Source organism: Methanotorris igneus Kol 5, assembly GCF_000214415.1.
Taxonomy (GTDB): Archaea; AGJL01; Methanococci; order Methanococcales; family Methanococcaceae; genus Methanotorris; species Methanotorris igneus.
This window is the reverse complement of the sequence record NC_015562.1, coordinates 162,438-182,546: the sequence shown is the minus strand read 5'-3', so window position 1 is coordinate 182,546 and position 20,109 is coordinate 162,438. Positions and strand designations below refer to the sequence as shown.

Genomic DNA, 20,109 nt, shown 5'->3' with positions numbered 1-20,109 from the left:
AATTTAACGGCAAAACCTTTGGTTTTGCCAGATGTCTTCTGCACATGACTATAATTTTTTCTCTCTATTGTAAAAATGTAAAATTTTATTTTTTCCATATTATCTCATTTTTAAGTTTTTTAACTCCTTTAGAGCACTTCCAATATCCTTTAACTCAATCTTCAATAACTTCTCAACTTTTTTACTGTTCAAAGATGTATCTTTTGGTCTTTTTGCTTTCCATCCTAATTTAGAACTTTTAGTTGGTTTAATTAAACTTTTGTCAAATCCAAAGATTTCAGCAACTTTTAAAGCAAATTCATATCTACTTACTTTTTCTCCTCCACCAAAGTGTAGTAAGCCGTTAAAATCGTTCTCATAAATTTTAACGATCCCCTCAACTAACTCATTAACATAGGTTGGAGTATTCCATTGATCAATAACCGCATTTACAACTTCGTTATTTCTCAATTTTTCTAAAACCCACATAAAGAAGTTAGTTTTAACTGGGCTTATACAATAAGGTACAGAGATTCTAACAATAGAAATTAAGTCATAATCCAACTCACGCAACAACCTCTCTCCCTCTGCCTTTGTGTAGCCATAATAATTTATTGGATTTATCTCATCCTCCTCAACATAGTTCCCTTTTTCCCCATCAAAAACATAATCAGTTGATATATGGCATAGAGAACACGTAATTTCCTTACAAATTTCCCCAATATATTTTACACCCAACGCATTTATTTTATACGCCAAGTCCTTTTCTGTTTCACACAAATCAACATTAGTCATTGCAGCAGTATTTACAACAAAATCAGGATTTATCTTTTTAATAGTTTCTTTAATTTTATTTTCGTTAGTAATATCCACAAAATATTTTTCAACATCCCTAAAAAATCCCCTATCACTCCTCGTTATAATACAAACCTCATAATCATCCAATTCTAAATATTTTTTAACCAACTCATAACCAATCATTCCCAAGCCAATAACAGCAACTTTCTCCATAAAATCACCACTTTAACTTCCAAGGCGTAGGATGTAAAACCTTCTCATTAATCAATGGCTTCCACCACCACTTATTATTTAAATACCAATTGACAGTTTCCTTTAAACCCTCTTCAAAATTGTACTTAGGTCTCCATCCAAGTTCTTTTATTTTTGATGAATCAATACTATATCTAACATCATGCCCTGGTCTATCTTCAACAAACTCAATTAAATCATAAGGTTTTCTCATCAATTCTAAAATCATCTTAACAACTTCTATATTTTTCTTTTCTTGATTTGAAGCAATGTTATAAATCTCTCTTCTCTCTCCCCGTTCTAAAACTAACTCTATTCCACTACAATGATCTAATACATATAACCAATCCCTAACGTTATTTCCCTTTCCATATATTGGAACCTTTAAATCCATACTTGCCCTAATTATCGTTTTTGGAATCAACTTTTCAGGAAATTGATAAGGGCCGTAATTGTTTGAACATCTCGTTATCTTTGCATTTAAATTGTATGTTCTTGCCCACCCTAAAACAAGCATATCTCCCCCTGCTTTACTTGCAGAGTATGGGGAGGAGGGCATTAACCTATCTTTCTCACTAAATGAACCCTCCTTAATATCCCCATAAACCTCATCAGTACTAACATGAACAAAATTAACTTCTGGATTATACTTCCTAATTGCTTCTAATATAGTATAGACACCAATTATATTGCTTTCTATAAATGAATAGGGATTGGAAATGCTTCTATCAACATGGGTGTTATGAGCCACTACATTTCCAACACCAGCTACGAAATTGTGAGACCTTTCTACTTCCAAATCATAGACATATCCTTCATACTCAATTTCAATTATCTCTCTTTTGCCAGTGGAAACATTATAAAACAGTCTTGTCCTAATAGTATATGAAGTATAGTTCCCATCTCTTGGTTTGTTTATATAGTATGTATAATCAACACCCAACAATGCCAGAAGTAGACCCAGTCCCGCTGCCAGTTTTCTTGAAACTGTGGTGTATTCAGCGACCTTGTCTCTTTTCCATTGCCTGTACGTCCCATCCCCTTTTATGAGTGTCTCCCAAAATAATGTCTGGTATTTTTTATCCAGCCCATATATAAAATCTGGAAGTTTTTTCTCCGGAGCATTTTTACCACATAGATTTATACACATTTGATAAAATTCTTTGCTTTTCAACTCCAGCTGATAAACACCATCATTTCGTTTTGTAATTGAATATGAGCCATTCGAAATTAGTTTATAATCCTCAGCTAAGCTTTTTAACCAATTCTCATTACTGTTGGATATAACTACAGCGTATGAGCCATTTGCTTTGTTATATGTGGCATTTCCCTCTGAAATGTATGCTGCGAATAATCTTAAGAGTGCTTCTAATTTCTCCCCAGTATAGGTCTTATCAAGAGTTACTCTTAAATGACCATTCCCTTCAGCACGAATCTTAGTAGTATTTTTAAATTTGTGTTCATGGGGATAATAATTTACCCTCCTAATTACCAAAAGCTCCGGATTTGAATCTGCACTAACAAGATTTCCAAAAACATCATATACAGAGTGATTTGGAGTTACATAGATTTCTCCCCATTTTTGACGCAAACATAAGAGTTTTCCTTTATAATAATGTCGGATAACCTTTTTCAACGGAAACCATGCCCCATAGCCGTTATAAAATGACAATACTTTTATATTTTTTCCTGAAACATCAATTATTTCATGTTTCCCGTCTTTTATTACCTTATTAGTTTTGCTCAGTTGATCAAATAATTCACCAAATGTTACAAGATTTATTCTACCGTGCCTATGAATTGCTACAAATTCATCTTCTGCAACGCTTTCTGCTGCAAAATTTACAATAGCGTCCACTTCTTTAACCAACTTAGAAACTAACTCAAAATCTGTTATATCTCCTTTAACAAATGTATACTTCGAATCATCAACACCTTTCAAATTTTCCAAATTTGAACCATATCCAAGTTTATCTAAATTTATAACCTCCCAATCTTTATGCTTATCCAAAATGTATCTTATAAAATTGCTTCCTATAAAACCAGCCCCTCCAGTAACTAAAATTTTCATTTTTATCCCTCATTAGCTAATCTTTCTAAATACTTTCCATAATCAGTTTTCATTAATGGTTTGGCAAGCTCTAATAATTGCTCCTTACTTATCCATCCATTTCTATAGGCAATTTCTTCCAAGCAGCCAATCATTAACCCTTGCCTTCTCTCAATTGCAGCAACGAAGTTTGTTGCCTCTAAAAAACTTTCATGTGTTCCAGCATCAAACCATGCAATCCCTCTTGGTAAAAGCTTAACTTTTAGCTTTCTTTTCTTTAAGTATTCATTATTTACATCAGTTATCTCTAATTCTCCCCTCCAAGATGGTTTTACTTGCTTTGCAATCTCTATTACTTCATTATCATAGAAGTAAAGTCCAATCACCGCATAATTTGATGGCGGATTTTTTGGTTTTTCTATGATTGATTTTACATTTCCATTCTCATCAAACTCAATAACTCCATATCTTTCAGGGTCCTTAACATACTGTCCAAATATAATTCCTCCTCCTTTCTTTTCTAACTCTTCTTTTGCTTCAAGTAAAAATCCAGTTAATCCACTACCATATAAAATATTATCCCCCAATACCAGACATACATTATCATCACCAATAAACTCTTCTCCAATAATAAACGCCTCTGCCAACCCCTTAGGTTCTTTTTGTTCTTTATAATATAGCTCTATTCCAAATTTCTCCCCAGTACCTAAAAGTTTTTTAAATCTTGGCAGATCTTCAGGAGTTGAGATAATTAAAATTTCTCTAATTTTGGCGAGCATTAAAATTGACAATGGATAATAAACCATTGGTTTGTTATATATTGGCATTAGATGTTTGTTTCCAGCATAGGTTATAGGATACAACCTTGTTCCTGAGCCTCCTGCTAAGATTATACCCTTCACTGTAATCACCACACATTTATTTATTATTCTATAACTTAAATAAGGTTAAATATTTATAGAATTGGATAGCATATCTAAACTACTACGGTTATGTGTTATTTTTAACAGATATTTTTAGTTATTTTAATTTTTATCCTTTTTTATTTTCAAAATCATTTTTGAGGTGATAATCATGAACATAAAGGAGCATTATGTTAATAAATTCATGAAGTTAATAGAGAAAGAAAGAAAGTATGAAATGGACTTTCATAGAGAAGAAATTAAAAGACTTGGAGATAAAAGGGAAGAAGTTGGAAGAGCTATCTTGCATCTAAAAGGTAGAAAACTTAGAGAAGAACTTGGAAGCATCATTGTTAGATATGGAAGAAAAAAGCCATTCAAAAGGTTGGAAATATCAGTTGGGGATGTGGTCTTAATAAGTAAAGGAAATCCATTACATAGTGACTTATTTGGGAATGTTGTGGAGATTGGGAAGAATTTTATAGATATAGCGTTTGATGAAGCCCCACCAAAATGGGCATATAAAGACGTTAGAATTGATTTGTATGTGAATGACATAACCTTTAAAAGAATGAAAAAAGCACTCAACAAATTTAGGAATATTAACAACAAATTAGTCGGGATTATCTTGGGTATTGATGAACCAAGAATGGGAAAAGAAGTTAAAGTAAAGTTTTTTGACAAAAACTTAAATGAATCACAAAAAAATGCCGTAATAAATGCATTGAGAGCAAAAGACCTATATCTCATCCACGGCCCTCCAGGAACAGGGAAAACGAGGACAATAACAGAGGTTATAATACAAGAATGCATGAGGAAGAATAAAGTTTTGGCAACAGCAGATTCAAACATAGCAGCAGACAACATATTGAGCAACCTATCAAAATACACCAAATATATAAACATTGTAAGGATTGGTCATCCTACGAGAATTTCAAAAGAGTTGATAGAGCATTCCCTATTCTATAAAGTGGAAAAACATGAAAAATACAAAGCTATTAAAAAAATTAAAGAAGAAATGAGCAAATTAATGGACGAGAGAGATAAATACAAAAAACCCATTCCAAAGTGGAGAAGGGGAATGAGTGATGAAGAGATAGTCATATTCTCAAAATTAAATAAGGATGTTAGAGGAGTTCCAAGAGATGTCCTTAAAAGCATGGCAAAATGGATAAAAACAAATGAAAAAATAAAGAAATTAAGAGAGAAGATGAAGAAAATAGAGGAAGAAATAATAAAAGAAATTATAAGAAAGGCAGATGTTGTCATTGCCACAAATTCCATGGCTGGATGTGATTTTTTAGAGGGTTTTGAGTTTGATGTGTGCGTTATAGATGAAGGAAGTCAGTCAATGGAACCCTCTGCCTTAATTCCAATTGTAAAGTCAAAAAAACTTATAATGGCGGGAGATCACAAACAATTACCGCCAACAGTTTTAAGTGAGGATGAGGAGTTGAAAAAGACGCTATTTGAAAGATTAATAAAAACATATCCAAAGTTCTCAAGTATTTTGAAAATTCAATATAGAATGAATGAAAAGATCATGGAATTTCCAAATAAGGCATTCTATGATAACAAATTGAAAGCCCATGATTCTGTAAAATCACAAACAATACTTGATTTAATAAAGGGTGTTGAAATTGATGAGGAAGATAAATACATCATAAATGAAGAACCGGTTGTATTTATTGATGTTAAAGGAAAAGAAAAGAGGGATAAGGACTCAACTTCATACTACAATGAGGAGGAGGCTAAAGTTGTTGCAAAACTGGTAGAGACATTCAAAAAATACAATATCCCAGTTAGCGTAATAACTCCATACGATGCCCAAGTAAAATTAATATCAAATTTATGTGAAGACATAGAGGTTAGTACAGTAGATGGTTTCCAGGGAAAAGAGAACGAAGTTATTATAATTTCCTTTGTAAGAACTGAGAAATTTGGATTTTTGGAGGATTTGAGAAGGTTAAATGTCGCTATCACAAGAGCAAAAAGAAAACTTGTAATTGTTGGGTGTAAAGAACTATTAAGCCAAAATGAAACATATAAAGAATTGGTAAAATCAGCTAAACTAATTAAATTAAATGAATTTAAATTAAATGAAAGTGAAATAGTTCTAAAAAAAGCACAAAATTAAATTAAAATGAGAAAAAAATATGATGGTTTATTAAAAAATTTATTCTTCATCTTCTCTTTCTTTATTAATCAATTCCCTCTCTTTTTTCTTTTTCTCCAATTTTTCCCTATCAAGTGCAAAGTTTTCTTCAATCCTTATTACATGATCTGCTATATTTTGCAGTGCGGTTGAAAATCCTGGCTCAGCCCCTATAACAATAATCTTCTTACCTCTCTCCTTTGCCTTTCTAATTGCAGGCAAAAAATCAGCATCTCGCGTCATATATGCAATGGTATCAATATTATCATTAAAAATTAACTCTGTTCCATCAACAGCCATCTCAACATCGACATCTCCAGCAGAGATTCTTGGTTCAAAACCTTGATTAACAATAGCCTCTATCAACTTATCTGATGCATACTGGTTTAAATAAACCCTCCCAATAACAATAGTCCCAAACTCTTCCAATGCTTCTCTAATTTTATCCAAATCAATATTAAACTCCTTTCTTAGCATATTTGGCCCATCAATGAGAAGTGCTATTTTGTTCGAACCCTTTTTACGGGTTTTTATGTATAGTTTACTTTTCAAATCACCAAGTTTTTTCCACATGATCCCACCGTCCAATAACATGACAAACAAAAAATAAACATTATTTTATATTTTATAACAACAATTACAACAGAATTTAGAAAATATATATAACACAATAATATTAATGACTCTCTAAATATATAACCATTTATTAACTTAATATTTAATTTGGTGAAATAATGCTTTGCTTAAAACAAAGGAGTGTAAAAAATGCCTATGAAACATTGGTTCCTAAGATTTTAAAAGAAGGCCTTGAAATGACAACAGAAGATGGACAGAGATGCAAGGAGATAATGAACGTGATGATTGAAATAACTAACCCAAAAGATAAAAGCATCTCTCCAAAATATCCATTAGGTGAAAGAGCCGTTGAAAATTACACTCAACAATTATTATATGGCGCTAAAAATGAGTTCTCTTATGATTACCACAGCCGACTTTTTGATTATCCTAACGAAGACAATACAAAAAGAATAAATCAGATTCAGTACATAATTGACAAGTTAAAAGAACAGCCGAGTTCAAGAAGGTGCGTCGCTGTAACATGGAACCCATTTATTGACGTTAAAGTAAGTATGCAGGAGAGGGGATCAGTACCCTGCTTAAATCATTTACAGATAATTAGGAGGGGAGACCATATCTACATGACGGTTTTATTTAGGAGTAATGATATCTTATGTGCCTTTGTAGCAAATGCAATAGGTCTTATAACACTTGGTGAAATAATAGCAGAGGAAACAGGAACAGAGTTAAAAAAATATGTACATATTGCAAACTCTGCCCATATCTATGTGGATCGTGACAGGGATTACATTAAAAAATATTTTCCAGATTGTGTAGATTGCATAAAATGATCAATAAATAAACATTATAAAGAACAAGTTACCAACAAATTAAACGCTAATATTTAGTTGATATTTCAATTTAGCTATTATTATAAAAAAATAAATTAAATATCAATATTTTCTTTTCTTATAATGGAGCATATCATACAGAATCTATCATCTAAATCTTCTTTTGAAATCTTTCCCTTTTCAATGTCATCAACAATTTCTTTTACAAGTTCTTTCAATCTCTTCGAAGTTGTAGCTCCTCTTTTTTCACTTGTATACTGCGAAACTGCTGCTATTGTAACACCAAGAAGCTCTGCCACTTCTTTTTTAGCGTATCCTCTGTTTACGAGTTCTCTCGCAATCTCCCCTCTAATCATAGGGATAACTTTTGATGCTATGACCTCACATCTGGTTTTCATTATGAATCACCATAAAAACTGTGAACTCAAAAAATAATGTTATAAATACCATAATAGAAATAACTTAATAATTTGGAATTATTTTTTATTCAGCAATTTAAAATAACTTTTAAATGTTATTTATTTTTTACCCTCAATCTTTTCAGTAATCCTATTAACTATTTTTTTAAATTCTTCGCTTGCCTTGCAATCCAATAAAACCATTGGGATCCCTTTATCAGATGCTTCCCTCGCTTTAACATCTAACGGAATTCTCCCTAAAAACTCAGCGCCAAACTCTTTTGCCGCCTTTTCCCCACCACCTTTTCCAAACACATCAACAACTTTGTTACAGTGTGGACAGACAAATCCACTCATGTTTTCAATTATTCCCAAAATTGGAACATTTAACATTTTAGCCATTGTAATGGATTTTTTTGCATCCAAAACTGCCACATCTTCTGGAGTTGTTACAATTATAGCACCATCAATATCTGGTATTGACTGGAGAATAGTTAATTGCACATCACCACTTCCTGGTGGGGTATCAATAAGTAAGTAATCTAATTCTCCCCAAACTACATCACTTAAAAACTGCCTAACTGCACCACTAACTTTTGGTCCTCTCCAAACAACAGGAGTACTTTCACTTGGTAGGAAATATTCGATAGATATTGTCTTAATACCTTGTGGTGTGGTTATTGGGAATATTCCTGCAGGACTTGCCATTGGTTGTAACCCTTCAACTCCAAACATCTTTGGAATATTTGGGCCGTGGATGTCAGCATCCAAAACCCCAACTTTTTTACCCATCATGTTCAAAGCAGCTGCTAAGTTTACAGTTACTGTTGACTTTCCTACTCCACCTTTACCGCTTAGAATAACTATTTTATGCTTTATTTTACCCATGTTTTCTCTTATTCTTGCATTTTGTTGCTCTATTATTTTTTTGGTATCTGGACATGAGTTTTTTAGTGAGCATGTGTCGCATTTTCCATCACATTCAGACATAAAAATCACCCACCCCATGTTTTAATCCAAAGAAATAATAAAATACAAGGTAGGATATAAAACTATCAGTTATGAAAAACAGATTTAAATATATGAATCTAATAATTATAAATAATTATAAAAAATAAAAATTAAGGTTTAAGTTTTTCAAGAAACCTAAGTCCACACCTCCTTCCTCTGCCTCTTCCCAGTCCTCTTCCACCAGTGTCTATTCTATGAATAAAAATTCCATCAGCATTGCAATATGGACAAATATCTGGTTTTGGAACGCCATAAGGAACTTCAATGACATTTTTACATTTTGAACATAAGAATCTTTTCATTTCTATCCTACCTCAAATTATTTATTTTGTTTTTCTATCTCATTCAATCTCTTTTTTATTTCTGCAATTTCATCTTCGATAATTGCTTTTTCTTCTTCTAATTCTTTTAATCTATCTACTAAATAAGTTCTGTCTGTTGTTGAAGTTGCAATTGGTACCCTATACAAATCCCATGCATGAACTATTCTTCCACTCTCATCCTCATAATATGCATGAGGTCCCATTCCACATCTGCATGGGCCTATGTATCTATATCTTCCCCCAACAGTGCTTGGAATGTAGTGCCTCCAAAATCCTCTACCTCTTCCAAACCATCCTCTTCCAAACATACTCTCACCTCATTTTTTTCTAATATATCACATATGTGTAATATTATATAAAACTTTCTGTTTTGTTTATATCTGTGGCAATAAACAACACAACATAATGTAACATGATAAGAATTAATTGCAAAAACATAAATTTGAGGAAAAATATATAGTTTTTTGCAAAGGTTATTAAAATCAATATGGAAAATTTGAACACCTTCCTAAAGGAAGGCGTTCATAAATGCCTTAAATTATAATTAACATCAATAAAAATCCCATGGAGGGAAACTATGATAAGACATCCTGCAGTTGCGGGGGCTTTTTACCCTGCAGATCCTAACGAATTAATAGAAACAATTGAATATTGTTATTTGCACAATTTGGGGCCTAAAGAATTGCCATCAGAAGGAGGAATTTTTGAAAAACCTATAGGTTTGGTCTGCCCACATGCGGGGTACATCTATTCTGGTCCAATAGCAGCACATTCATACAATGCGTTATCTAAGAGGGTAGATGTTGAAGAGGAGATAACCGCCATAATATTGGGTCCTAACCACACTGGATTAGGTACTGGAGTAGCAACAATGAAGGGTATTTGGAAAACACCCCTTGGGGATTTAGAGATAGATGATGAATTTGCAGATAGATTATGGAAGGAATGCGATATAATGGACTTAGATGAAACGTCCCATTTACATGAGCATTCAATAGAGGTTCAACTTCCATTTTTGCAACATTTAAGCATGCTTAATATTGCAAAGTTTAAATTCGTGCCAATATCTATGCTACTTCAAGATTATGAAACTGCTGCTGATATTGGATATTTCATAGCAAAGATTGCAAAGGAGTTGAATAGGAGAGTTGTAATAATAGCATCCACTGACTTTACACACTATGAGCCCCAAGAAGTTGCAGCAAAAAAAGATGCAATAGCAATAAAGAATATATTAAACATGGATGAAGAAGGGCTTTATAGCGACGTGGTAAATTATAATATCAGCATGTGTGGTTGCGGCCCGGTTATGGCAATGATTAAAGCAATAAAACTACTCGGAGGAAAAGAGGCAAAATTACTTGCTTATGCAACATCAGGAGACATAACAAAAGATTACTCATCTGTTGTTGGTTATGCATCCATAATAATCGAATAAAATTAAAAATAATGTTTTTTTAATTATTTATCTAAAATCCTAACTTCAAATTCACAACAATCGTCACCTGATGCGTAACATTTAACCTCTACAACACGAACATCTTTATCAAGAATATTCTTTAGAACTCCTGCAAAGAATCCTGCTTCAAAACAGCAAATCTTTTTTCCAATATTTGGTAATCCAGCACAATTTGCACATTCATAAATCCTCAACCTTAGAGGTATTCCTTCAATAATCTCCAAAATCCCAAGTTTATATACTTCAAAAAACTCTATCAATTCCTCAAATGATTCTATGCCTGAATGCTCTCCAAAATATTTTCCTGCAGAATAGAGTTTTGAATTTCCAGTGATCCGTTCTGGTTATCCGCTACTTTTGAAACATACGAAACTGTGGTAGCGGATAACCTTCCACCCTCCCATCTTCATTGAGTGGCTTTCGGGGGGAACGGAAACTCCCCACATCTTCAAGGCTCTCAACAGTCTCCATTCGGGCTTAAGACCCCACATATCGGAGACTGTACTGTCATAAATAATTAATATTTCATGATATATAAAAATTACTCTACTCGAAAATACACAAACTTTGCGCTTGTTGCTATCTATGAAACAGCCCAAAAAAATTATTATTAATGCCCCTTTTTAAATTTTTTATATAGAAAAACTAAAAAATAAAGGTGAGAATGTGGGTGACTTTACATACTGCCTAATAAAAAATGCAGTTATAAACGGTAAGAAACAGGATTTGTTAATAGAAAAGAATACCATAAAAAAAATAGGAAACATTGAAAATAACGAAATTGACAAGGAAGAAACCAAAATCATAAATGCAGAGAACAAAATAGCAATTCCTGGGTTAATTAATACCCACACCCACATACCAATGACATTGTTTAGGGGAGTTGCTGATGATTTACCTTTAATGGAGTGGTTAAACAACTATATTTGGCCAATGGAGGCAAAATTAAATAAGGATATTGTCTATGCGGGAACACTGTTGGGATGCTTAGAGATGATTAAAAGTGGAACAACAACCTTCAATGACATGTACTTCTTTTTGGATGGGATTGCTAAAGCAGTTGATGAGATAGGAATTAGGGCTGTTCTTTCTTATGGGATGATAGATTTGTTTGATGAGGAGAAAAGAGAGAAAGAATTAAAAAATGCGGAAGAAAACATAAAAATGATTAAAAAATTAGACAATAATAGAATAAAGGTTGCATTAGGTCCCCATGCTCCATACACATGCTCAAAAGAACTTTTAATGGAAGTCCATGAGATGGCAAAAAAATACAACATCCCAATACACATACACATGAACGAAACCTTAGATGAGATAAAGATGGTTAAAGAAAAAACTGGCATGAGGCCTTTTGAATACTTAAATTCATTTGGATTTTTTGATGATGTTAATGTTATTGCGGCACACTGTGTTCATCTCTCAGATGAAGAGATTAAAATAATGAAAGAAAAGAACATCAACGTTTCTCACAACCCAATAAGTAACTTAAAATTAGCCTCTGGAATTGCTCCAGTTCCAAAACTCGTTGAAAATGGCATAAATGTAACCTTAGGAACTGATGGGTGTGGAAGTAACAACAACTTAAACTTATTTGAAGAGATAAAAATATCTTCCTTACTCCACAAAGGAACAACATTAAACCCAACCATAATAAATGCAAAGCAATCATTTGAATTTGCAACAAAAAATGGGGCAAAAGCATTAGGTTTAAAGTGTGGAGAGTTGAAAGAGGGTTATTTGGCAGATATTGTTTTAATTGATTTAAATAAACCTTTCCTAATACCAAAAGAGAATATCTATTCTCACTTAGTTTATTCATTCAATGGGAATGTCGATACTGTAATTATAGATGGAAATGTTGTTATGGAAAATGGAAAAATAGTAAATGTTGATGAAGAAGAAATTTATGAAAAAGCAGAGAAAGCATATTATAAGTTAATTAATTAATTTTGAGATACATCTTCTGAACTCCTCTTTTATTTTTTCTTCGGAGAAATAATTTTCATCTATATTTTCTTCATCGAGCTTTTTGTTCATTTCTTTTAAAAATTCTTTCCTTAATTTTGTAAGTTCTTTTGAAATTTCTTTAATTTTGGAAGGTTCTTGTTTTGATATAACCTCCCCCACAACTTTTCTTGTTATTTTGTCAATTTTGTCCATGATTTTTATTTTATTATTTTTAGCATCCTCATGATTTTCTTTATGGTCTTTATTGTTATCCACAACTTTAGGATTCTTCTTATTAATCCTATCATAATCTTTCACCAACTTAGCAATTTCCTCTATATTAATTTCTTTGGTCGTATCTATAACTATATGTGGTTCATCCCATTTATACTTCTCCCCGGGCTTATCGAATTTTTCAAACATCTTAATGATTACTTCATTTGGAATCTTTTCTCCTCTTTCAACATTCCTTTTCAGTAAGATTTCGAGTGGGGCATGCAAATAAATTATCATGTAATTTTTCTTATTTTTCTTGGCTATATTTATCAAGTCCCTCCTTTTTGAATTGTAGTAGTTTGTATCATCAACAATAACAGTGTATTTTTTTAATGCTTTATCTATCAAATCGTAGGTTGCTTCTTTTATGAATTCCTCATATTTTTCATTCCAAACTGGAAAACTTTCCCTTATCAAATCACTTCCTAAAACGATATTATCTATTCCCATTTTGTGAAGTTCTTTTGAAAGCTTCTTTGAAAATGTTGTCTTCCCCACCGAAGGTAGTCCAACTAAAATTATAAGCATTTTATCCACCCAAACATAAAAACAATTAAAAGTTCAAATAAATCCAAAATTAACAAAAAATAATAATAAAACATAATAATAAAACAACATATTTGTGTGATTTCTCATTTTGCATATTATTGTGTATTTTTATTTGGGAATCTTCTATATAAGCAGTTTGGATAACTTGTGCAACCTAAGAACTCTCCTTTTTTAGTTCTAACTACTCTCAACTTGCTTCCACACCAAGGACAGACGTTTTCATTAATCATCTTTCTAACCTCATCTACGAGGAAAACTCCTCTATTACACAACCTATTTGGATTATATCTAACAACATTTTCCTTTGTATCTACATAAACCAAATAATTTTTAAACAACTCTACGTTCTCTAAATTCACTATCAACTCATTTCCTTTAATAATAAACCCTGATGTTATTTCTAACTTTGTTTTTAATGGCAATAGCCAATAACCTTGCCCAGAAAACCTTAATAATCTTGTTGCATTTTTTATTTTACCAATCAACCAGTTGTAATCCCTATTTGCAATAAATAATGCACTTTCTTCAATGGTATCAAACATATTCCTATCTCTTGTAGTTTCTAAAACCTCTATAATATGTTCATCCCCACTCTTGTAACCATCTAACAACATTCTTTTAGTGATATTGACGAATTCATCTTTATCTACTTTAATACATAAGAGTAAGCCATTAAATGCGTTGGCAGCAACGTATTTTTCCTTTTCAATGATATCATGTCTGTCAAATTTGTAATAAACCCTTGCATTTATGAATCTGCTTCCGCTTGGGGAAATCCCTTTTTTTAATTCGTATTCCTTTTTATATGCATTTGTTACTCCGTAATAAAAAACAGGTTTTTTTCCATTTTTAATACCAATGATTGATATAAGCCCTTCTGGAACTTTCCAATTTTGGTTCCATGTTTTTTCACTTAGTTGTGTTGCATTAAAATGTATGTTCTTTGTCATAATCGAAAATAGTTCATCCAGCATAGCCCTACCTCCCAAATTTGTTTTATAAAACTAATTCCTTATTTTTCCTTATCCCACATGAAACTTCAAAATTGAATTAAAAAAATTAAAAACTTTGAGTTTTTATTACTCAAACTCACTATACTTGTTAGATTTTTTTCCAAAGGATAAGATTTATTTTAGGCAATTCCTAACGAAACTTTTCATAACTTTTCTGTTTTTCCTCAAAAGTGGCATTGTCACCTAACTTGGCAATAACCTAAATTTCTTATTTAAATGGCATTGGTAAATTCTCATCCTTACATTCAACAACCATTAAGTAAGGTTTTTTGTTTTTTAGATAGGACTTTACATTTTCTTCAATTTCATCAATACTCTCAATATATACATTATCTATTCCATAGGCATCTGCTATTTTATTGAAATCTGGGTTTCTTATGTCCCCAAATACATTGAGTTTGTTATTTTTCATAACAACCATTAAGATTTTTAAGTTATTCTCTGCTACAACACCCAGCTCTTGGATATTCATCTGAAATCCGCCATCTCCACTAATTAATACAACCTCTCTATCTATACCATAATCTAAGCATCCAAATTTAACTCCAATAGATGCAGGCAACCCAAATCCCATAGTTCCCATAGAATGGGAGGAGATAATAGTTTTTGGTAGAGAACATTTTTTTAACATGCAGGTAAAGACCGTATGGTTTCCAGCATCGGTTGTTATTATAGCATCATTTGGTAAATGGTCTATTATCTCTTTAATTTTTGATGAATAATCGCCCAGTTTATCCAATAGGGATTTTTTTGTTACATTTTCAATCCAAGGTTTATCGTTTATTTCCAAATTAAGAAGAATTTCTTTTAGTTCTCCAATGTTATTTGGATTTGGATTTATAGGAATGATTTTATTTAAAACTTCTTCTCTAACACTTTCAACGATTGTGTTATAAGATAAAGAGGAGCCAATTGAAAATATCAAATCTGCATCTAATAGAGCCTTGTTTGCTATTTCACTTCCTCTTCTACCAACTAAACCTAAGCATATATCATCATTCTCATCAATAACTCCTCTTGCTGGGAAGGTTGTTACAATTGGAATGTTTAACTCCTTTAAAATTTTCCCTATCTTTATTATTTCTTTATAACCCAGCTTTCCGTATATGCCCTGTCCTATTAATAATAGTGGTTTTTCAACATTTTTTATTTTTATATTGCATTTAAAATGATTTTGGTTCTTGTTTTCTATTTTTGTATTTTTTGCTGTATCACCAAAAACATCTCTTGGAATATTTATGTGAATGGGTTTTCTACTATTTAAGGTTTCATTAAATGCCCTCTCAAAGTAACCTATGTCGGAAGTTTCAACAAAATATCCTCTAAAAAAATTCAAAAATTCCATAGGTATTTCTTGGAAGTAATTTTTTCCTATATATTTTTTTTGGCATCTCCCAGTTATACACAAAACTGAAGAACTGTCTTTATATGCTGTTGCAATACCAGTAGTTAAATTTGTCGCCCCAGGTCCAGCAGTTGCCAAGCAAACGCCAACATAATTGGTTATTCGAGCATATCCATCTGCTGCATGTGCTGCTGCCTGCTCATGCCTAACCATTACATTTTTTATATCGTCATTTTCATTTAACGCTTTGTATAATGGGTAGATTTGCTCTCCTGGATAAGAGAAGACAGTTTTTATACTCTTATCTTTAAAAAAGTCTAATATTGCATCTGTAAATTTCATAGTATCACTTAACAACATCAATATACCCGTTTTTGGAATTTTTACACTTATTTTTAACATATAGAATTTGAAAGAAGTCAAAATTTTAGTTAAAATTTTTAAATAATACCTAATTTTAGGCATTAATTTTATTGGAATACATGACTATTTATAACACACGACTATAATGTTTGCTTTATTTATATTATTATCCCATTCTAAACCTTATTTGAAAATTATTGATTATAAATGAGTTTAAAAATTAATGGCAAAACCCAAAGGGTTTTGCCGTATATATTCCGCACACGGCTGTAAATAAACTCTTAAAAAATTTAATAACTTAATATCCAAAATTTTTATGGCAAAACAAGGTTTTGCCGTATATTATGTACGCATTTCAATCAGTAAGTTGTGAGTCTGTTAGAACTTATTATCACAAGTTAAAAGACATTTATCTTGACAGCTTCCCCACCTATAATCAAAAATCTATATATAATGTGAAAAATATAAAATAAAATATAGAAAAAATTAATTAAATAATAAAATAATCGTTTGGTGATATTATGGGAAGAATTTACGGAAGGGTGGAGGGGCCAGGAGACATAAGAAGAATTAATTGCATAATTAGAGATGAAATGCTTTCTATTGAGAGTGTTGAGCAATTAACTGAATTAAAAAAGAGGAGTGATTATTTATGCACTTTAACATACTCTCCATTCTGGAAGAAGAAATTTGGATTTTTAACTGAGGATTTGAGAAAAATTGCTATGGAGGAGAATGTTGCAACAACAAGAACAGCAAATTATATAGCAAGATATTATGATTGGGATAAAATCTACAATCCATGGGGAGAGGGGGAGGAGTTAGAGAGGGAACTTAAAGGCCTTCCAGAAGAGGTTATTAAAGAGGTTAGTGAGGGAGCTAAGCTTAAACTCTCTCCAGAAATCCTTGAGCAAATTAGAAAGATGTACTGCCAAGTTAGGAAGGCGATGGTGTTTGTTAAGAGTATTGATGAACTAACAAAATTAAAAGAGGCAACAGACTTCTTTTGTACATTAGTAAGAACAGAGGACTTTAAGGAGAGATTCAAGGATTATTTGGATAAGATATATGATATGATGGAGAAAGAAAATGAAAGAACGGTAAAACTTGCAAATATTGTATCTGTTGTAAATGGTTGGGATATTGAGTATGAGGTATGGAGTGGAGAAGAGATTGCACTTGAGGAGATGGTTGAGGAGTATTTGCAGAGATTGCTTGAGGAGGAAGAGAAGGCAGACAAATACATCCCATCAGAGGCAAAATATGGTAAAGGGATTACAAAGTGGATTACCTACTATCACCCATTAAAGAAAAGAGAATATTCAAAAAGAGTCTATTTCCCAGGGGATGCATTTGATATAAAAATAGAGGGGCCAGGGGAATTTGTTAATAGATTTGGAAGAAAAGTTTGGGGGGTTAAAATTACTTACAAAACAAGAATCGGCTCAAGAACAATAGAAAGGAATGGAATATCAATAAAAATCCCAGAAACAGTAGTTACAAGAACAAAAGTAATCTCATTACCAAAAGAGGCAGAAAATGTAAGATTGGTTGATGAAAAACCAGAAAGTGCATATCCTGTTGCTTAATTAACTTTTTTATTTATGAAGTTTTCAATAAATTGTTTTAACCAAATAATCAACTTTTCTGCACTTATGATCCTATTTGGCAAAACCCAAAGGGTTTTGCCGTATAATGGTGATAAGATGAAATTTTATAATAGGGAGAGAGAACTAAATTATTTAAAAACTTACTGTCAGTTAGAGCCGAACTCTATATTGTTTGTTTATGGGCCTAAATCATCAGGGAAATCAGCAGTAATGAGGAGGGTTATTAAAGAGTTAGAGGATAGTGATTTAATATTTTTCTACTATAACCTAAGAGAACATGCCACGCCAACAAAGGATGAGTTTTTAAATATTTTCTTTGAAAAGGGGGGCAAAAAATACATTAAAAACAATCTAATCATTGACATTAAGGTATGTAAGTTTGGAGTAGAAGAGGGGTGGAATGTTGATGATATAAAATTAAATGATGTGTTTAGGAAGATTAAAGAAAATATTAATACAGTAATCAAAGAAGGAAAGAAACCAGTTTTAATAATTGACGAATTGCAGAAATTAAAAAGTATTTATTTTAATGGAAATGGGGATAAGTCCTTACTGAACGAGTTATTCAATCTCTTTGTCTCATTAACTAAAATGGAACACTTATGCCATGTTATTTGCTTAACTTCTGATACTTTGTTTATAGAAGAGATATATCGAAACTCTACTTTAGAAAATACTTCTGAATACTACTTAATAGATTGGCTAAATAAAGATTGTATTAAGAATATATTAGAGGAAGAAGGATTTAATGAAGAGGAGATAAATTATGCCATAAATTATCTTTCTTTACCTTATGAGGTTTCCCAACTAATAAACAATAAAAAATTAGGCTTATCTGTTGAAGAAAGTATAAAGCAGTGGATAAATATTGAGAAGGATAAAATAAGATACATAATAAGAGAAAACCTAAATAAAAAAGATGAAATTTTAAAAGTTTTATCCAAGTTTAGAGATAATATTAAAATAAAAAATGAGGATATTGAGGATGAGTTATTTGAAACGCTAAAAATATTAATTGAGAATGAAATATTGTTTTATGATGTGATAAATGGTGTAATAAAGCCTACATCGGTAAAGAAGTGGTATGCTATAAAGGAGGTTTTGAAACCATAGGGGGCTACGCCAATTTTATTCCATAGGTGATAAAATGAAATTCTACAATAGAGAGAAAGAGTTGCAATATCTAAAAACCTATTGCCAATTAGAACCAAACTCTATACTCTTTGTTTATGGTCCTAAATCATCAGGAAAGACTACAGTAATGCTTAGAGTTATTGAAGAATTATCTGAGAGGGGGGATTTAGTATTTTTCTATTATGATTTAAGAAAATATGCAACTCCAACAAAGGAAGAGTTCTTAGAAATATTTTTCGAAAAAGGTGATAAAAAATACTTATTAAACAAGTTAGAAATTAACCTAAAAATATTCAAGTTGGGAGTTGAAGAGAATTTTGATTTTAATAACCTATCTCTAAATGATATCTTTGCTAAGATAAACGAAAGTATAAATGCAGTTGTTAAGGATAGAAAGAAACCAGTTTTAATAATAGACGAACTACAAAAATTAAAAAATATCTATTTTAATGGAGGGAAATCATTATTAAATGAGTTGTTTAATCTTTTTGTGCATTTGACTAAGGTTAGACATTTATGTCATGTTGTATGCTTAACTTCAGATACTCTATTTATAGAGGAGATTTATCAAAATTCCACATTGGAAAACACTTCAAAATACTATTTAATTGACTGGTTAAAAAAAGAAGATATTAAAAAAATTCTAAAAGAAGAAGGATTTAATGATAAAGAGATTAATTATTGCTTAAATTATCTATCTTTACCTTATGAAATAGTTGATTTAATTGAAAATAAAAAACTTGGTTTGTCTGTTGAAGAGACAATAAGACAGTGGATAAATATTGAAAAGGATAAAATTTTATATTTAATCGCAAATATTCCGGATGAACTAAATGAAAATAAAATAAATGAAATTTTAGGTAAATTTAAAAATAATATTAAAGTTAAAAATGAAGAAATTATTAAAAAAGAGTTTATAAATGAGTTTAAATTTTTAGTTAATAATGAGATACTATTCTATGATGTAATCAACGGCATAATAAAACCAACTTCAATAAAAACATGGCACTCTATAAGAGAGCTACTAAAATCATGAGGTCACCCACGTAACGTAACATTAGAGTGATAAAAATGTTAAGTAAATTATTAAGGTTTATCTCATATTTTAAAAAGTTTTGTCATAACAAATGACAAAAATTCTGCAAACGAATATG

19 protein-coding genes and 1 pseudogene are annotated in these 20,109 nt (G+C 31.4%); 7 read left to right on the top strand and 13 right to left on the bottom strand.

What is annotated here, in order from left to right:
- Positions 1-99: 99 nt before the first annotated feature.
- The 4 genes and pseudogenes from rfbD to rfbA all read right to left on the bottom strand — a co-directional run bounded on the left by rfbD (position 100) and on the right by rfbA (position 3,960).
- A complete protein-coding gene (gene rfbD, locus METIG_RS00880; RefSeq protein ID WP_013798344.1) occupies positions 100-990 on the bottom strand; it encodes a dTDP-4-dehydrorhamnose reductase in 891 nt (296 codons plus the stop codon).
- Positions 991-994: 4 nt separating this feature from the next.
- Positions 995-2,791 (bottom strand): dTDP-glucose 4,6-dehydratase, encoded by a 1,797-nt coding sequence (gene rfbB, locus METIG_RS00875; protein WP_394295226.1) that lies wholly within the window; start codon positions 2,789-2,791, stop codon positions 995-997.
- A 15-nt stretch (positions 2,792-2,806) separates the two neighbouring features.
- Positions 2,807-3,079 (bottom strand): annotated as a pseudogene (locus METIG_RS09745) (GDP-mannose 4,6-dehydratase); the annotation flags it as partial.
- 2 nt (positions 3,080-3,081) lie between these two features.
- Entirely contained in the window at positions 3,082-3,960 is an 879-nt protein-coding gene (gene rfbA / locus METIG_RS00870) for a glucose-1-phosphate thymidylyltransferase RfbA (RefSeq protein WP_048055474.1), read from the bottom strand.
- Positions 3,961-4,132: 172 nt separating this feature from the next.
- Between rfbA and METIG_RS00865 the strand changes: the two genes are divergently transcribed.
- A complete protein-coding gene (locus METIG_RS00865) occupies positions 4,133-6,097 on the top strand; it encodes an IGHMBP2 family helicase (protein ID WP_013798341.1) in 1,965 nt (654 codons plus the stop codon).
- A 39-nt stretch (positions 6,098-6,136) separates the two neighbouring features.
- Here the strand turns inward: METIG_RS00865 and METIG_RS00860 are convergent, their stop codons facing one another.
- On the bottom strand, positions 6,137-6,688 hold the full coding sequence (locus METIG_RS00860) for a TIGR00288 family NYN domain-containing protein (RefSeq protein WP_013798340.1): 552 nt from the start codon (positions 6,686-6,688) through the stop codon (positions 6,137-6,139).
- A gap of 161 nt (positions 6,689-6,849) precedes the next feature.
- Between METIG_RS00860 and METIG_RS00855 the strand changes: the two genes are divergently transcribed.
- Positions 6,850-7,524 carry a thymidylate synthase gene (locus METIG_RS00855; protein WP_013798339.1) on the top strand — a complete coding sequence of 225 codons (675 nt, stop codon included), beginning with the start codon at positions 6,850-6,852 and terminating at the stop codon, positions 7,522-7,524.
- 95 nt (positions 7,525-7,619) lie between these two features.
- On the opposite strand, the gene METIG_RS00850 is transcribed toward METIG_RS00855, so the two are convergent.
- The 4 genes from METIG_RS00850 to METIG_RS00835 form a co-directional block, all read right to left on the bottom strand.
- The gene (locus tag METIG_RS00850; protein ID WP_013798338.1) at positions 7,620-7,922 is read right to left on the bottom strand and encodes a transcriptional regulator; all 303 of its coding nucleotides are present in this window, start codon (positions 7,920-7,922) and stop codon (positions 7,620-7,622) included.
- Positions 7,923-8,042: 120 nt separating this feature from the next.
- Positions 8,043-8,912, bottom strand: a complete 870-nt coding sequence (locus METIG_RS00845) for an Mrp/NBP35 family ATP-binding protein (protein ID WP_013798337.1) — start codon at positions 8,910-8,912, stop codon at positions 8,043-8,045.
- 131 nt (positions 8,913-9,043) lie between these two features.
- On the bottom strand, positions 9,044-9,235 hold the full coding sequence (locus tag METIG_RS00840; RefSeq protein ID WP_013798336.1) for a hypothetical protein: 192 nt from the start codon (positions 9,233-9,235) through the stop codon (positions 9,044-9,046).
- Between the two features lie 17 nt (positions 9,236-9,252).
- Positions 9,253-9,564, bottom strand: a complete 312-nt coding sequence (locus METIG_RS00835; protein WP_013798335.1) for a DUF5320 domain-containing protein — start codon at positions 9,562-9,564, stop codon at positions 9,253-9,255.
- A 269-nt stretch (positions 9,565-9,833) separates the two neighbouring features.
- On the opposite strand from METIG_RS00835, the gene amrB reads away from it, so the two are divergent.
- Positions 9,834-10,694 carry an AmmeMemoRadiSam system protein B gene (amrB, locus tag METIG_RS00830; RefSeq protein ID WP_013798334.1) on the top strand — a complete coding sequence of 287 codons (861 nt, stop codon included), beginning with the start codon at positions 9,834-9,836 and terminating at the stop codon, positions 10,692-10,694.
- A 23-nt stretch (positions 10,695-10,717) separates the two neighbouring features.
- On the opposite strand, the gene METIG_RS00825 is transcribed toward amrB, so the two are convergent.
- Positions 10,718-10,975: a V4R domain-containing protein gene (locus tag METIG_RS00825; protein ID WP_245527616.1), complete on the bottom strand. Its 258-nt coding sequence runs from the start codon at positions 10,973-10,975 to the stop codon at positions 10,718-10,720.
- A 406-nt stretch (positions 10,976-11,381) separates the two neighbouring features.
- Between METIG_RS00825 and METIG_RS00820 the strand changes: the two genes are divergently transcribed.
- Entirely contained in the window at positions 11,382-12,665 is a 1,284-nt protein-coding gene (locus METIG_RS00820) for an amidohydrolase (RefSeq protein WP_013798333.1), read from the top strand.
- Here the strand turns inward: METIG_RS00820 and pstK are convergent.
- The 3 genes from pstK to METIG_RS00805 form a co-directional block, all read right to left on the bottom strand.
- The gene (gene pstK, locus METIG_RS00815; RefSeq protein ID WP_013798332.1) at positions 12,654-13,469 is read right to left on the bottom strand and encodes an L-seryl-tRNA(Sec) kinase; all 816 of its coding nucleotides are present in this window, start codon (positions 13,467-13,469) and stop codon (positions 12,654-12,656) included. The two genes, METIG_RS00820 and pstK, sit on opposite strands and share 12 nt — an antisense overlap.
- 116 nt (positions 13,470-13,585) lie before the next feature.
- Positions 13,586-14,464: a topoisomerase DNA-binding C4 zinc finger domain-containing protein gene (locus tag METIG_RS00810; RefSeq protein ID WP_013798331.1), complete on the bottom strand. Its 879-nt coding sequence runs from the start codon at positions 14,462-14,464 to the stop codon at positions 13,586-13,588.
- A 247-nt stretch (positions 14,465-14,711) separates the two neighbouring features.
- Positions 14,712-16,190, bottom strand: coding sequence for a thiamine pyrophosphate-binding protein (locus tag METIG_RS00805; RefSeq protein WP_048055471.1), 1,479 nt, complete (start codon positions 16,188-16,190; stop codon positions 14,712-14,714).
- Between the two features lie 542 nt (positions 16,191-16,732).
- Between METIG_RS00805 and METIG_RS00800 the strand changes: the two genes are divergently transcribed.
- The 3 genes from METIG_RS00800 to METIG_RS00790 all read left to right on the top strand — a co-directional run bounded on the left by METIG_RS00800 (position 16,733) and on the right by METIG_RS00790 (position 19,991).
- Positions 16,733-17,800: a hypothetical protein gene (locus tag METIG_RS00800; protein WP_013798329.1), complete on the top strand. Its 1,068-nt coding sequence runs from the start codon at positions 16,733-16,735 to the stop codon at positions 17,798-17,800.
- A 117-nt stretch (positions 17,801-17,917) separates the two neighbouring features.
- A complete protein-coding gene (locus tag METIG_RS00795) occupies positions 17,918-18,934 on the top strand; it encodes an ATP-binding protein (RefSeq protein WP_048055470.1) in 1,017 nt (338 codons plus the stop codon).
- 34 nt (positions 18,935-18,968) lie between these two features.
- The gene (locus tag METIG_RS00790) at positions 18,969-19,991 is read left to right on the top strand and encodes an ATP-binding protein (RefSeq protein ID WP_013798327.1); all 1,023 of its coding nucleotides are present in this window, start codon (positions 18,969-18,971) and stop codon (positions 19,989-19,991) included.
- The last annotated feature ends 118 nt before the right edge of the window (positions 19,992-20,109 follow it).